The sequence below is a fragment of the Mammaliicoccus sp. RAM2 genome (genome assembly GCF_045897195.1).
Classification (GTDB): domain Bacteria; phylum Bacillota; class Bacilli; order Staphylococcales; family Staphylococcaceae; genus Mammaliicoccus; species Mammaliicoccus sciuri.
The window spans coordinates 130,983-146,092 of sequence record NZ_JBJNWI010000006.1; the positions used below are offsets into that span (position 1 = coordinate 130,983).

The 15,110-nt window shown below is 32.5% G+C and carries 15 protein-coding genes; 4 read left to right on the plus strand and 11 right to left on the minus strand.

The genetic code is table 11. From position 1 onward, the window contains the following. Window positions 1–18: 18 nt before the first annotated feature. The 4 genes from ACJTHF_RS10375 to sarA all read left to right on the plus strand — a co-directional run bounded on the left by ACJTHF_RS10375 (window position 19) and on the right by sarA (window position 4,370). Complete coding sequence (locus ACJTHF_RS10375; RefSeq protein ID WP_119650001.1) at window positions 19–2,061, plus strand: BglG family transcription antiterminator; 2,043 nt, start codon at window positions 19–21, stop codon at window positions 2,059–2,061. 6 nt (window positions 2,062–2,067) lie between these two features. Beyond that, the gene (locus tag ACJTHF_RS10380; protein ID WP_025905499.1) at window positions 2,068–2,502 is read left to right on the plus strand and encodes a PTS sugar transporter subunit IIA; all 435 of its coding nucleotides are present in this window, start codon (window positions 2,068–2,070) and stop codon (window positions 2,500–2,502) included. Further along, window positions 2,502–3,620 carry a mannitol-1-phosphate 5-dehydrogenase gene (locus ACJTHF_RS10385; RefSeq protein WP_232157345.1) on the plus strand — a complete coding sequence of 373 codons (1,119 nt, stop codon included), beginning with the start codon at window positions 2,502–2,504 and terminating at the stop codon, window positions 3,618–3,620. Before ACJTHF_RS10380 ends, ACJTHF_RS10385 begins: the two co-directional genes overlap by 1 nt. A gap of 381 nt (window positions 3,621–4,001) precedes the next feature. Then, window positions 4,002–4,370: a global transcriptional regulator SarA gene (gene sarA / locus ACJTHF_RS10390; RefSeq protein WP_048541463.1), complete on the plus strand. Its 369-nt coding sequence runs from the start codon at window positions 4,002–4,004 to the stop codon at window positions 4,368–4,370. Between the two features lie 614 nt (window positions 4,371–4,984). On the opposite strand, the gene ACJTHF_RS10395 is transcribed toward sarA, so the two are convergent. From ACJTHF_RS10395 to ACJTHF_RS10445, 11 genes are all read right to left on the minus strand, one after another. Further along, a complete protein-coding gene (locus ACJTHF_RS10395) occupies window positions 4,985–5,767 on the minus strand; it encodes an alpha/beta fold hydrolase (protein WP_058590846.1) in 783 nt (260 codons plus the stop codon). 132 nt (window positions 5,768–5,899) lie between these two features. After that, window positions 5,900–6,616 (minus strand): hypothetical protein, encoded by a 717-nt coding sequence (locus ACJTHF_RS10400; RefSeq protein ID WP_048541459.1) that lies wholly within the window; start codon window positions 6,614–6,616, stop codon window positions 5,900–5,902. Between the two features lie 94 nt (window positions 6,617–6,710). Continuing rightward, entirely contained in the window at window positions 6,711–7,238 is a 528-nt protein-coding gene (locus tag ACJTHF_RS10405; protein WP_058590847.1) for an SA0570 family protein, read from the minus strand. 124 nt (window positions 7,239–7,362) lie between these two features. Then, window positions 7,363–8,142 (minus strand): alpha/beta fold hydrolase, encoded by a 780-nt coding sequence (locus ACJTHF_RS10410; RefSeq protein ID WP_058590848.1) that lies wholly within the window; start codon window positions 8,140–8,142, stop codon window positions 7,363–7,365. After that, entirely contained in the window at window positions 8,139–8,903 is a 765-nt protein-coding gene (locus tag ACJTHF_RS10415) for an HAD family hydrolase (protein ID WP_228065162.1), read from the minus strand. Before ACJTHF_RS10415 ends, ACJTHF_RS10410 begins: the two co-directional genes overlap by 4 nt. Window positions 8,904–8,989: 86 nt before the next feature. Continuing rightward, entirely contained in the window at window positions 8,990–9,970 is a 981-nt protein-coding gene (locus tag ACJTHF_RS10420; protein WP_232157347.1) for a FecCD family ABC transporter permease, read from the minus strand. Further along, window positions 9,963–10,853, minus strand: coding sequence for an ABC transporter substrate-binding protein (locus ACJTHF_RS10425; protein WP_153653611.1), 891 nt, complete (start codon window positions 10,851–10,853; stop codon window positions 9,963–9,965). The genes ACJTHF_RS10420 and ACJTHF_RS10425 overlap by 8 nt, the downstream gene beginning before the upstream one ends. A 97-nt stretch (window positions 10,854–10,950) precedes the next feature. Beyond that, window positions 10,951–12,609: an arginine--tRNA ligase gene (argS, locus tag ACJTHF_RS10430; RefSeq protein ID WP_058590852.1), complete on the minus strand. Its 1,659-nt coding sequence runs from the start codon at window positions 12,607–12,609 to the stop codon at window positions 10,951–10,953. After that, window positions 12,606–13,022, minus strand: coding sequence for a DUF1934 domain-containing protein (locus ACJTHF_RS10435; protein ID WP_153653609.1), 417 nt, complete (start codon window positions 13,020–13,022; stop codon window positions 12,606–12,608). Before ACJTHF_RS10435 ends, argS begins: the two co-directional genes overlap by 4 nt. A gap of 205 nt (window positions 13,023–13,227) precedes the next feature. Then, window positions 13,228–13,740 (minus strand): YwhD family protein, encoded by a 513-nt coding sequence (locus ACJTHF_RS10440; protein WP_208182684.1) that lies wholly within the window; start codon window positions 13,738–13,740, stop codon window positions 13,228–13,230. A 68-nt stretch (window positions 13,741–13,808) separates the two neighbouring features. Continuing rightward, on the minus strand, window positions 13,809–15,107 hold the full coding sequence (locus ACJTHF_RS10445) for an HD domain-containing protein (RefSeq protein WP_048541443.1): 1,299 nt from the start codon (window positions 15,105–15,107) through the stop codon (window positions 13,809–13,811). Window positions 15,108–15,110: the final 3 nt, after the last annotated feature.

Below are 15,110 nucleotides of genomic sequence, written 5' to 3' on the forward strand. Positions count from 1 at the left end.
ACAAAGGAGTGAAGAACGATGATGATCAGTAACCGGGAAAAGAGTATTCTCAAATTACTATCTGAGCGTCTTCACTCTTTTTTAACAATTCATGATATTGCACAAGCACTTGGTATTTCGTCTCGAACAGTTCATAGAGAGATGAAAAGCGTTGAAGATACACTGAATAAATATCACTTATCTCTGACAAGAGTTCCTAAATTAGGATTACGTATTGAAGGAGAACCAGAAGACATTGACAATTTTGTACAATCATTGACTGAACAAAATACAATTGATTTATCTGATGAAGAAAGAAAAGTTATTATTCTATACAACCTTATTCAATCTAAAGATCCAGTGAAATTATATAGTCTTGCGAATGAAATTGGTTCATCTACGCATACACTTAACAAAATCATTGAACAATTGGAACCTGAATTACACACATTTGAACTTTCATTAGAGCGAAGACGTGGTGAAGGTTTGATTCTGAATGGTGAAGAAGTCAACAAAAGACAGTTACTTGCTAGAATCATGTTAGAAAAATTAGATGGTGACAGCGTGTACTCTGTAGTAGAAGATCATTTCGTATATCATACGTTAAACGAAACACATCTTCGAGGAATCGTTGATATAGATAGATTGTTTAATGTTGAACGCTTGTTAATGGATGAACTCGGTACATTACCTTATACATTAACTGAAGCCAGTTACCTTACTTTAACGATTCATATCGTTTTAGCAATTGAACGTATTAAGCAAGATGGACATGTAGAAATTGAGAATGATATTTTAAATGAATTGATTTCGACGGATGAATTTAAAGTATCAGAGAAACTTACAAATGTATTAAGCGATATATATGATGTGACATTTAATCATTCTGAAATTGCTTTTATTACAATGCATTTAAGAGGTGCAAGACGTCGCCATGAAACAACTTATGAAAACAATGATATTCATAAGCAGCGCGTTACCGAACTTATAGAATTTGTAAAAGATCAAGGATTCTCATTTAAAGATGAAGAAGCCCTATTCAAAGGATTAAATTTACATTTAGAACCTGCGATTAATAGACTTGAAGCAAACATTGAAACCTACAATCCGCTTACCGAAATGATAGAAACCTATGATCAAGAGTTATTTGAAGCCGTTTCATCAGGTTTAAAGATTGTATTCATGAATTATCATTTTCCAAAAAGCGAAGTTGCATATATTGCACTTCACTTTGGTGGCATGTTACAAGCAAAACAAAGACGTTCATTACATGTTCTCGTTGTATGTAGCAGTGGAATTGGTACAAGCCGTATTCTATCCAATCGTTTGAAACAGCATTTTTCTGAAATCACGCAAACTACCGAAGTTTCTGTCAGTAGTTTAAAGTCGATTGATTTTTCAAAGTATGATGGCATGATTTCAACTGTAGCTGTAGATACGAAATACCCACACATTACAGTAAATCCTTTATTACCAAAGCAAGACGCTGAAAATGTGAAATACTTTTTGAAATTACAGCAATCTGTTGTCCATGAACCTCAAAATATGCAGAATCAAGAACAACCACTATCATATGAAGATTATGATCGCACTGTAACTTTTATAGAAGAAAGTTTATCACTGATTCAAGATATGATCGTTGAAAAGAAAAAAGTAACACAGTTAGAACGATATCTCATTCAAACACTGTCGAAGCATCGTGTGATTGACAATACACATACGTTCAGTGAAAAGCTTAACAGCCGTATGAATTTACAAGGCTTTGCATTAACTGGTTATCCAGTTGCTATTCCTCACCTTTCTGATGAATCAATCAAAAAGCCACAATTGATTATTACGGAGTTAACAAAACCATTAAGGCTAAAAACGATTGAAAATGAACATCAAGAAGTAAATTGGCTTGTATGTATGTTTATTCCGAGAAATTCGGAACAAGGACAACTTATGAGCGAAGTGTCATCCTTAATTACAGAACATTTGGATGATATTGATCAGTTGTTAAATGATAGAGTAAAGATAGAGAACACACTCAAATCATTTTTCTTAAATAAATTAAAACAAAAACTAACGAAAACGGAGTGAATTAAAATGACAAAATTATTTAATCCAGAAAACATTTTTATGAATCTTTCAGTAAATTCTCAAGAGGAAGCTATCGAAAAAGCTGGCCAAGCATTAGTTGAAGAAGGTGCTGTAACTGACAAATATATTACTGCAATGAAAGAACGTGAACAAATCGTTACAACATATATGGGTAACTTCTTAGCTATCCCACACGGTACAGATGAAGCTAAAACTGAAGTATTAAAATCAGGTCTTGTATTACTTCATATTCCAGATGGCGTAGATTGGGACGGCAATGAAGCTAAAGTAGTTGTTGGTATTGCTGGTAAAGATGGCGAGCATTTAGATATTCTTTCTCAAATCGCTATTGTATTTAGTGAAGAAGAAAATGTTGAACGTGTTATCAATGCACAATCTAAAGATGAAATTCTTGCAATCTTTGAGGAGGTTGAACTTTAATGAAAGCCATTCACTTTGGTGCTGGTAACATCGGACGTGGCTTCATAGGTAAAGTATTAAATGATAATGGCTATGAAGTAACATTCGTCGATGTTAACGAAACAATTATTAATCAAATTAATGAAGAAAAAGCTTATCAAGTTATTATCGCAAATGAAGAAAATACTAAAGAACCTGTTGCAGGTGTTAAAGGTATCAATAGCATTACTGAAACAGACAAATTAAAAGCAGCGATTTTAGAAGCAGATGTCATTACGACAGCTGTTGGTGTAAACATCTTACCTATTATCGCTAAATCATTTGCATCATTCTTAAAAGAACGTGAAGCTGGTAAACCATTAAATATCGTTGCTTGTGAAAATGCTATTATGGCAACAGATCAACTGAAAAAAGCCATTTTAGATATTACAGGTTCATTATCTGATGACATTAGCTTCCCTAACTCAGCAGTTGATCGTATTGTACCTCAAGGCCAAAAAGAAGGATCATTAGATGTATTAGTTGAACCTTTCTTTGAATGGGTTGTAGAAGCTTCAAAATGGCAAGGTACACAATTACAAGATGTACACTATGTTGATGATTTAACACCTTATATCGAAAGAAAATTATTAACAGTTAATACAGGTCATGCTTATTTAGCTTACTTTGGCCAATACAAAGGTTACCATACAATTCTTGAAGCTATTCAAGATGAAGAAATTAATGCAGGTTTACGTGAAGTATTAAAAGAAACAAGTGAATATCTTGTTTCTAACTTCGATGAATTTACGAAAGAAGACCAATCTTACTATGTTGAAAAAATAATTGGTCGTTTCCAAAACCCATATTTATCTGATGATGTAACAAGAGTTGGACGTGGCGTATTACGTAAAGTTGGACCAAATGATCGTATCGTCAAACCTCTAGTAGCATTATCTAAAACGAAGAAGAAACATTCTGAACTCGTAAAAGCACTTTGCTATTTATTAGAATATCAAGATGAAAATGATAAAGAAACAGTAGAGAAAAACGACTATATCAAGGAACATAGCGTTGCTGAGTTCTTAAGTAAATATGCAGAATTAGAATCAGACATTATCGAAGAAGTTATTATTCAATATACTTCAATCAATAAATAATATTCTAGAAGTCGTATGTAAAATACGACTTCTTTATATGGCTAATTTTATAATATTCCCATTTAATATCGGCATATTTCGTAATTTTCATTTTATTTTATTGAAAGAATTAATAATAACCATGCACTTTAATTTTTTGAGATTATATTATACCTACCTTTCGTTTGTGACAGTTATATTATTTATATTATTATTTAATTAAATCCTACTCTTATTAGTTTACATACAGTTATTTTTAGGCTAAAATAAGTAAATAATTGATAAACTGTAATTATGAATTAAAAATTTAAAACGCTTCCATGTTGATAATGCGAGGCTTTACCACCTAACTGTATTATTTCAATTACAGAAGCAAAATACTCACTTCTAGGGGGATTCAAAATGGCAATTTCTAAAATAGAAAATTGTTCAGATTTATTAGCACTTGTAACATATGTGGACAAATTAAAATCTATCATTAAAAAGGATTTTTCACTTAGCTTTGAAGAATTCGCAGTATTAACTTACATTAATGAAACAGACGATGAAGAATATCATCTTAAAAAAATCATTAGCAAGTTAAACTACAAACAACCACAAATTGTAAAAGCAGTTAAAAACTTATCACAACAAGACTACTTTACAAAAAGAAGAAATGAATATGACGAGCGTACAGTTTTAATTCTAGTTAATAAAAAACAACGTAAATCAATTTCAGAAGTTCTTGAAAAAATCGATAACGAAATCGCTAAGACTGAAATTAACGATTAATATGAACGAAGCGGAGACATTCTATGATGTCTCCGCTTTTTTGAGGGGTGTAGGGGTGTGTTATGGGGGTGTTCTTGGCTTTACTTAGGACTTAAGCCATGACTTTAGTAATCTCTTGGCTTTATTCAGGAGTTAAGCTACGACTTGGGCGATCTCTTGGCTTTACTCAGGACTTAAGCCATGACTTGGATGATCTCTTGGCTTTATTCAGGAGTTAAGCTACGACTTTAGTAATCTTTTGGCTTTATTCAGGAGTTAAGCTACGACTTGGACTATCTCTTGGCTTTATTCAGGAGTTAAGCTACGACTTGGGCGATCTCTTGGCTTTATTCGACACTTAAGCCATGACTTGGATGATCTCTTGGCTTTACTCAGGACTTAAGCCATGACTTCAGCTATCTCTTGGCTTTACTCACCACTTAAGCCACGACTTCGAAGATCTCTTGGCTTTATTCACCACTTAAGCCATGACTTCAGCTATCTCTTGGCTTTACTCACCACTTAAGCCACGACTTCGAAGATCGCTCCTCATCTCCAAACCTCTCTATTCCCCAATCACCTCTCCCTACCAATAAAAAAAGCTAAGACATCATCAAATGCCCTAGCTCACTTTATTATATAACTTGTTTATCTCTTACTGGTTGGTTTAAAAAAGATGATACGACTTGTTTGAATTTTTCACTTTCTTCAATAAATGGTGCATGCCCTGAATGTTCAAATATTTCTGTTTGAGCATTTTTTATATTTTCCGAATCATTATCAATATCAAAAGGATCATGTTTACCTTTCACTATAAGTGTTGGTATGTCTATATGATCTATTTTGATATTTATACCATTTATAGATCTAACAGAAATTGCATCTTCTTCTGGTGTCATTCGATAATATTTTTTCACTTCTTGATACCATTTAAAAGTCGATTTAACATCATGAAATATTTCATTGAACAATATTAACATTGCTTCTTCTTTACTAAATCCTGCGACTTTATCTCTATGTTTGGCAATTAATTTAATAAGTGGTTGTTTACCTTGATTGGAAATTGAAGATACGAGTACTAACTTTTCTACTTTATCTGGATGTTGGTTTGTAAATTCTTGTGCAATGACGCCACCCATATCATGTCCTAATATATAAGCTGATTCTATGTCTTCAGCATCCATTAAATCTACAATGTCATCTATATGATTTTGGATGGAAATTTCTTGTTGTTTATCTGATTTACCATGTCCCCTAGAATCCATTGTATATATTGTAAATTGATCTTTCAGAAGTTGTACTGTTGAATTAAATGTTGCTAAATTCATATTTAATGCATGTAACATAATTAATGGTTTCCCTTTACCGTGTTTTTCATACACTATATGAGTCCCATCCCTTGTTAATAATTCTCCCATAATGAGTACCTCCCTACTTTACAGTAATAATATACCCATTTAACAATTTTTCACACTTATAATATTAAGTTAATGTCATAAAAATAAATGCAAAAAATGATTGTAGCCAATACATCATTTCCTGCATTTATGTTATACATATTTTCTTGTTGAATACATCATTACAAAATAAAGGATAATAACGAGTATAATCGTCCAACTCGCAAATGTAACAATCATAATGACTGTTTCGTTCAACGTTACAGATGCAATTGTTTTTTGAATAACAGCTAATCCCATTGCAGCGACTTCAAGCTTTTTCATAAATATTGCGAGTATGACGAGAATGATCCCGACGCCAAATATGGTTTGAAATACTTGTAAAGGTAATACATACATTCCTAACGTAACATTAAATATTTTAAGCATACATAGAACAATACCTATACTAAATAAGGAAATATTGGTCATCATCAATTTCTGATTAGGATAGAGATAACTATGTTTTTTTATAATTAAATATATAACAAGTGTAATCGATAGTATGATCACAAAATAAAATATATACAATCCCGTTACAGCATTAAACGGAATGAGCTTTTTATCAAATAAATATGCCAATAATAAGAAGTGTAGTGTATAAAAAATGATTGGATTATAATTTACAACCACAATATTTCTCTCTATGATTTGAAGTATTTCAGCGTGAGATTTGTGTCGATATTCTGCATAGTCTATATCTTTCTCATCTGACTTTTTCATATCCTTCTTTAATGAATGTTGAACTTTATCAATTTGTTTAGGTAATACACCGACATGCTGTAAATAGTCATTTACATTTTCCAGCAATACATTATTGTTCGGACGCAAATAAATACACCACCTTCATTATAATATTGTATAAATTAATCCCCTATTATGCAATATGTATATAACATAACAGGGGATTAAATTCGTTATTGATTTAGTATTTACCTATATCAATACGATATACTTTAAATTGTTTACTATCAGGTGTTGCTTTTGAAAGCTGGAAGTGTGCTTGTCCATTATTTACGTAAGCATAACCGCCTGTATACTTATTATTTTGTACACGTTTAGTTGTATTGTCACCTAGAATTGAGACAAGCGAATCTAACTTCACATTTGTTAATTTGTCATAAATCATTGTAACACGTTTAACCGTTTCTTTATTACCGTTAACTTTGGCAGTAATAATCATATGTCCATTTTTAGTATCAAATTCGTAATAATTTTCTCTATCGTTACTATCATCAGAATATGAGAACATTAAATTAGGATACTTTGATTTAATTTTAGAAATCTTATCACCAATTTTAATACCTTCGATTGTTACTGTACCGTCTTTATAGGTCTGCACATTACTTTCGTTAATATTTAATTGATTTTTAGTTGCAGCATTTGCCTCAGCAAAAGTTGAAAATGGCAGAACCATAAGTACCATTGCAATTATTAAGAGACATTTTTTCATATGAGGTTCTCCTTCAGTCTGTGTCTTATATGTTATGCATTGAACTGCGTTAATTATAACATACAGATTACAAAATGACCAATTTTGTTACAATCATGTAACAAAACCGTGAAATATCGCTTGATTAACTTAAAAATTCTTCCAATACTCCAATGAATTTTTCTTTTTCCTCAATAAAAGGCAGTTCTCCTGAACCTTCAAACAGTTTGAATTCAGCATTCGGTAACAGTTCACTTATTCTTTTACCTTCGCTATATAATATTTTGCCATCGTATTGACCAGAAATGACGAGCGTACGTGTTTCAATATCTGGAAGTAACGATATAATATCAAAGTCTTTAAAAGAACGCTTAACAGCAATTTCCTCTTCCATCGTTTGAAGATCATTTGAAGGAATATGTGACTTTACAAACTTTTTAGCTTGTTTAATATTTTTATACCTGAATCTTAATAAATATTTTTCTTTGTCTTCATCAGACATCGTTCTAATTTCATCAGCATGTCTATCATAAATACGATTATCTGGAAAAGTTGAATGATTGTCTGTAGGATTAATTAACACCATGCCATTGATTAAGTCAGGATTCTTATATGTGAGACCTGTTGCAATTGTTGCGCCAAGTTCCAGGCCAATCACATATGCTGAATTAATGAATAATGCATTTAATAGTTGTTGAATATCTGAAATATAGTCATCTACTCTACTATCATGTGGTGTATCACTTAAACCATGACCTCTTAAGTCAATAGATATAACCTGATAATTTTTACTTAACTTTTTAATAAGTGGTTCAAAGACATCCATGTCTTGAAAAACACCATGCAACAAGATAATTGGATAGCCGCTACCTTTTGTTTTATAGTGTATGGCAACATTTTCTTTCGTTAAAAATAAATTCATCATGCTTCACCTCTTTCGATTTGTTTACAAACTTCTATGAGATCACTTAAGCTTTCGATTGTATAATCTAATTCGTGCTCCTCTGGTGTACCAATGACTGAATTAGCCATCCATGCAGTCTTCATGCCCATAGCATGTGCTGCTGCGATATCATTTAAAGGACAATCTCCAACATATAATGCATGATGCGCCGTTATGCCAAGATGTTTCAATATATCTTCAAATATGATTGGGTCTGGCTTCATAGCGCCCACCTCATCAGAAGTTGAAACATAATGAATGTATGGATAAATACCGATTGCATTCATAACGTGTGTAATTTCTTCACTCTTACCATTCGCTACAACACCTAATTTATAACCCATGCTGCGTAATTTATCCAATGCTACCAATGTATCATAGAAAGGAAAATGGTATCTGTAGTGATGCATTTTATAGTCGTTATAAAATGTCTTCCACGATATCCTTTCTATATTTAATCTCTTAACAAGTTCTTGATATACCCATTCAACATCTTCTATACCATAGGGATTTAACGTTAAATATACTTTTTCAAAATCACGTCTTTGGACTGTTACCATTAACTCATGAAATCTCTCAAATTGTTCTTCCAAAAACTTCATTCGCGATTTCTCACGATCTACAAGCGTATCTTCTAAGTCAAAAATAATCGCTTGAATATCACACGAACACATGTCATCATCCCTTTCATAGAAACATTTTAAACTATTCCATAAAGAAAGCAATACAATTTTTACATACAAAACACCAACCCTCTATCATAATGTTTAAAGGATTGGTGTCCGTATGCTATTGATTGTCATTTAATACTGATTGTTACCTTAAATATTTAGTAAGTTCTTTCTTTTTTTCGTTGTTCTGTAATCATTAAATACATCATAATTGGTATGGCAATAATTGAGAGTATAATGCCAACCGGAATTTGTATCGGACTTATGATAATTCTGCCAACAGTATCTGCAATTAATAAAAGTGCACCGCCGATTAATAAATTCAAAAACATTTGTACGTTAATAGGTACCTTGTAAACCCTTCTAACAACTTGAGGTACAATCATACCAATAAATCCAATAATACCCGTGAAACTTATAATAACGGCTGTCATTATAGCAGCTAATAGCAAACATGTCCATGATATCAATCGAACATTCACGCCAAGTGTTGTCGCTTTATCTTCACCTAATTGAATCATTTTAATATAATGACTCATCATAAACAAGATTAAGATACAGATTAAAGAAACAATACCAGTTATTTCTACAGTTATTTTTTCGGCAGATGAAACGCTACCAAACATATACGACACCATGTTATTTACTTTATTCGGTTTCAGCAATAAAAGTATATAGAGTGCCGAACTAAAGAACGCACCAATAAAAATACCTGAAAGTATCATCGTTGCTACATGAAATGTTTTGACCATCGTTTCTGTAATGAGTACAACAACGATAAGCGTTAACAAACTGAAGAATATAGAAAATAATGGCACAAACCAAATGGAAACACCTATAAATACGGCAAGCGCACTTCCGAATGTTGCACCGCTTGCTAAACCTAACGTAAAACTATCCGCGAGTGGATTATTCAATATCGTTTGATAGATTTGACCACTCATGACTAGCCCCATACCAGCAATTAATGCTAAAAGTGTCCGCGGTACTCTTAACTTGTAAAAGATTGTCCATTCAAGTTGATTATCAAATTTCCATGTTATACCCGTAGATCCTACGAATAAAGAAATACCAATTGCAAACAATAGAACGAGAAACCATATCACAACATGGCGATAAACTTTATGATTATTAGTCATAAACTTTTTCAGAAAGTTCTTTTAGCCCTTTCGCTAATCTTGGTCCTGGTCTAGAAATCATATCTGCATTTAGTGCATGAACGTGTTTCTCTTTAACAGCATTAACTTGGTCAAAGCCATCTCTATTGTTATTTAATTTTTGATATTCTGCTTCAGACTGTCCACTAGTTGTAATCATCACATCAGGATTTCTTTTAAGAATGCTTTCTTTATCGGTTTTAATCCATCCTTCTTGATCATGATAAAGGTTCTTAGCTTTGATAGAAGTTAACATATCATCATAAAACGTATTTGATCCTGAAGTGTAAATGTCAGGTTGAGAAGAAATTTCCATAAACACTTTTTTACCTTGTTGGTCTTTTGGTACATCTTTAACAACATCTTCTATTTCTTTCTTCACTTTACTTACTAATTTATCTGCTTCTTTTTCTTTACCTGTTACTTTTCCAACTTGCTTGAATGTATCATACATTTCATTAATTGAATTTGCATCATCTATGTAGATAACTTTCACGCCTGCATCACTTAATTTTTTTAAATCTTTTTCTTGTGTAGATTTGTTCGACTCATGCGCTAAAATTAAATCAGGTTTTGCTTTTAATAATGCTTCTGTATCGAGTTTAAAGGCATCGAATTGTTTTTTATCTTTCACATCTTTAGGATAATCATCAACAGTTGATACCCCAACGACTTTATCTCCAAGTCCTAACGCGTATAATATTTCTGTATTACTTGGAATAAGCGACACAATACGCTTATATTCTTTCTTATCAGTTGTTTCTTGTTTCGTTTCTTTTTTGTTATCCGTCTTATCTCCGCTTTGGCAACCCGTCACTATGATCATAGCAGCAAAGATTAAATAAAATATTTTGTTTATTTTCATACTTAATCTCCTCCATATATTTACTTAAAAAATGGTACACAAAAAGGCGCAACTCAAATAAGATTGAGCTGCACCTCAATTAAAATAATGATTAAAATTACATAGATTCTGGAGCTGACACACCTACTAATGCTAACGCATTGCGAAGTGTAATACGTGCCGCTTCAATTAAAGCTAAATGCGCTTTAGTCTTCTCTGCATCATCTGTTAATACTTTCTCTGCATTATAGAACTTGTGGAACTGTGCAGCCAAATCTTGAATATAATTCGTAATACGATGTGGACTGCGTGATTCTGCAGCAGAAACAATTGTTGGTTCAAATTCAGCGATTTTCTTCAATAAATCAAATGCTTTTTCATGTGTAATTAAAGATAAATCAACGTTTTGATCAATCGTGATACCTTTTTCTTCTGCTTGGCGAATAATAGATGATATACGCGCATGTGCATACTGTGCATAATACACTGGGTTATCTTGTGATTCTTTCTTAGCTAATTCCATATCAAAGTCAAAGTGTGTATCAGGACTACGCATCGTTAAGAAGTAACGAGCAGCATCAATGCCTACTTCATCCATAATGTCACGTAATGTAATAGCATTACCTGTACGTTTACTCATTTTTACTTCAACGCCGTCTTGTAATAATCGTACCATTTGCATAATTTGTATTTCAAGACGTTTTGAATCTACGCCAAATGTTTCTAGAGATGCTTTTAATCGATTAATATAACCGTGGTGATCAGCACCAAATAAATTAATTAATTTGTCAAAACCACGTTCTACTTTATCGTAATGATAAGCAATATCTGGTAAGAAATACGTATACGTACCGTCTTGTTTAATTAACACACGGTCTTTATCGTCACCAAATTCTGTTGTTTTTAACCATGTTGCGCCATCTTGTTCATAAGTATAGCCTAATTCTGTCATTTTATCTAAGACAGCTGAAATTTTGTTTGTTTCATATAATGATGTTTCACTGAACCAATTATCAAAATGAATATTAAAATCTGCTAAGTCTTGTTTTAATTTTTCCATTTCATAATCTAAACCAAGTTTACGGAATGTTTTAATACGTTCTTCTTCAGCTTCATCTTTAATTTCAGGATGTTTTTCAGCTAAGTCTTTACCGATTGCGATAATATCTTTACCATAATAACCATCTTCAGGTAATTCAGCATCTAAACCTAACGCTTGATTATAACGCGCTTCAATAGAGTGCGCTAAATTTTCAATTTGTTTACCTGCATCGTTAATATAATATTCACGTGTTACATCATAACCAGCTGAGCTTAACACGTTTGATAACGTATCACCTACTGCTGCATTACGTGCATGTCCAATATGCAAATCTCCTGTTGGGTTTGCAGATACATACTCAACGATGATACTTTCGTTTTTACGTTCTTCTGTTTGACCAAATGTTTCACCTTTTGTTAAAGCTGTCTTAATAATTTCGGTTAAATATTGTTGATCTAGGTAGAAATTAATAAATCCAGGACCTGCAATATCTACTTTCTTAACATTTGCTTTATTTGTGTCTAAATTTTCTACGATTTGATTCGCAATTTCACGAGGATTTTTACGCGCTAATTTTGTTAATACCATCGCAATATTTGAAGAATAATCTCCATTTGCAGGGTCTTTAGGTGTTTCGATTTTAATTTCTGGAACTGTTTCTACAAGTTCAGATTTAATGATACTTGCTTTAATTTCTTCAATTAACGTTTCTTTAACTTGGTTAATAATGTTCATTCATTTATCTCCTTATAATTAATTTGAAATTGGTATGTTCCAAGTAATCCAGTTTGATCACTTAGCTGATAATGTATCCTGAGTTTACCTTGTTGATCGTCTATAAAGTGTTTGATTGATAATGTATTAACGTGCATGGTCATGCGTCCTGCTTCTGTATCATAATAACTAATCGTTTCTTGTCCTTCAACAAAATGAAAGACTGTTTTGACCGCGCCAGTACGGTGGATTTTTACGCCATCATCTTCTATTTTAAGCATATTTTTTACGATTTGTTCATCAATCGTTTCTTTATATCTAATTATATCGCTATTTCTTCTATGAAATGTACCTGATGTTTTTGTTTGAAATGTTTCTTTCTCGCCATTTTGTTTCACGACTTGTTTAATATTTATATTAATATTCTCTTTCATAATTGGCCACCTCACCGTTTAAGAACGTATATCATTATAGCATATTTGACTATTAAAATTAAAAAAAGCAGGGCGAAAAGCGCCTGCTTTTTTTAGTGTCCTAGCTATAGTAGCTATCAACTATTTTACTTATGATATTGTGAAAAGACAATAGCTATTTAGTTGAATTGTGATAATTCACAATTAAGTCACAAAATAGACATATTTAATTTATCTCTAAAGATGATTTTAGTTCATCACTACTGTTATGCCACATTTCAGAATTATGTTCTTGAAGGAATTTCTTAAGAACAGCTCTATTTTCAGCACCAATTTGGTCAATTTTTACTTGATGTTTCATAGATTTATCCATCATATTCACGTGCTCCGGCATACTTTTATATCCACGCTTCTTAGGTTTATTGACCATTAAATAGCAACCTGTTAGCCCTGCATAATATGGTCCTTGCTCGCCACGTTCAGTTGTAACCCAGCAAAGCCAATATTCTTTTGCTTCTTCACCTTTGACTTCTTCTATATCTTTAACCCATTTCACACGCTTTTCTACTTCAGCTCTAGCATGCATGGCACCAATATCGATAAATGCAGTTTGTTCTGATACATCGATAAATACAGGCGCAACGTTGTCTAAACTTATAGAGCCTATATTTGTACCTTTATGCCCATCTAATGGATCATTTTTAATGATATTAAATTGAAATCCTTTCTTTTCAGCCACTTGTTTCACCTCATTTAATTCATGATTACATCATACTAGAGTATCAGACTGACATTCAAGTTTGTAATCTACACAAGTTCATTTAATATATTGATAATATCGCCTTTAATCGTTTCATCTTCCATTTCTATAATTAATTCTTTAGGATAATACAGTTTATAGTCTAAACGTTTAATCCCTGTAATACTATGGATGATGACTGATTGGCTACTAATTTCTTTAATACGACCTGTCTTCTGTAATAGATGAATCGGCTGTCTATTTGATCCTGGTCGGTCATAATCATATGGTAAGTCTGAGAACGAGTCACAAACGAAATAATATTCTGGATCAATGCCACCTTTTTCAAATAGATCTGTCAGTTCACCAATGGTAATAATAGATCCATCAAATGGTAAGTATTTAAACAAATCACGATTAACAAATCTTTTACTCAAATCACTCAAGATCGGGTCATCTTCTTCAGTCCACTCTTCTAAATAATACATCACGACCGCTTCATCTAGACGAATATAATCAGCGATTGAAACATCTTCTTCAAAAAATGGAATTAAATATTTTGGTTGCTCTTTAAATGAATATCCTTGATCATAAAGTACTTTCGCACGCTTAAAGCAGCGATTAAGCAATACTTCTCCACCTCGACTTACCGGGTGAAAATAAATTTGCCAATACATTTGATAACGACTCATTAAGAAGTTTTCTACTGCATGCATACCACTTTCTTTAATTAACACTTCATCTTTAGACGGACGCATCAATCTAAGTACGCGTTCCATATCAAATTGACCATAACTAACACCTGTAAAATAAGCATCACGCTGTAAATAATCCATGCGATCTGCATCTATTTGAGATGAAATCATCGATATGACTAATTTATTTTCATGTGTCTTATTAATCACTTCTGCTACTTCAGCTGGAAAATCAGGCGACACTCTACTCAACACTTCATTAACTTCTGTATCACCTTTAATGATCAGCTGTGTGAATTTTTCATGATCCGTTAGAAAGATTTTTTCAAAACAATGTGAAAACGGACCGTGCCCTAAATCATGTAAAAGTGCTGCACATAATGCGAGTGGTCTATCCTTATTATCCCAATGTGCACGCCCTTCAAATACTTCATCTATCATACGTCGTACAATTTCATATACACCTAGAGAATGTCCAAAGCGACTATGCTCAGCTGTATGGAAAGATAAATAGAGTGTTCCAAGTTGTTTAATTCTTCTTAAGCGTTGAAATTCTTTCGTTTTGATAAGATCCCAAATTAATTGGTCTCTTACATGTATATAACGATGAACAGGGTCTTTAAAAACTTTCTCTTCAGGTAATTTTTTTGTTCCATAAGCTTCCTGTGTCACTTT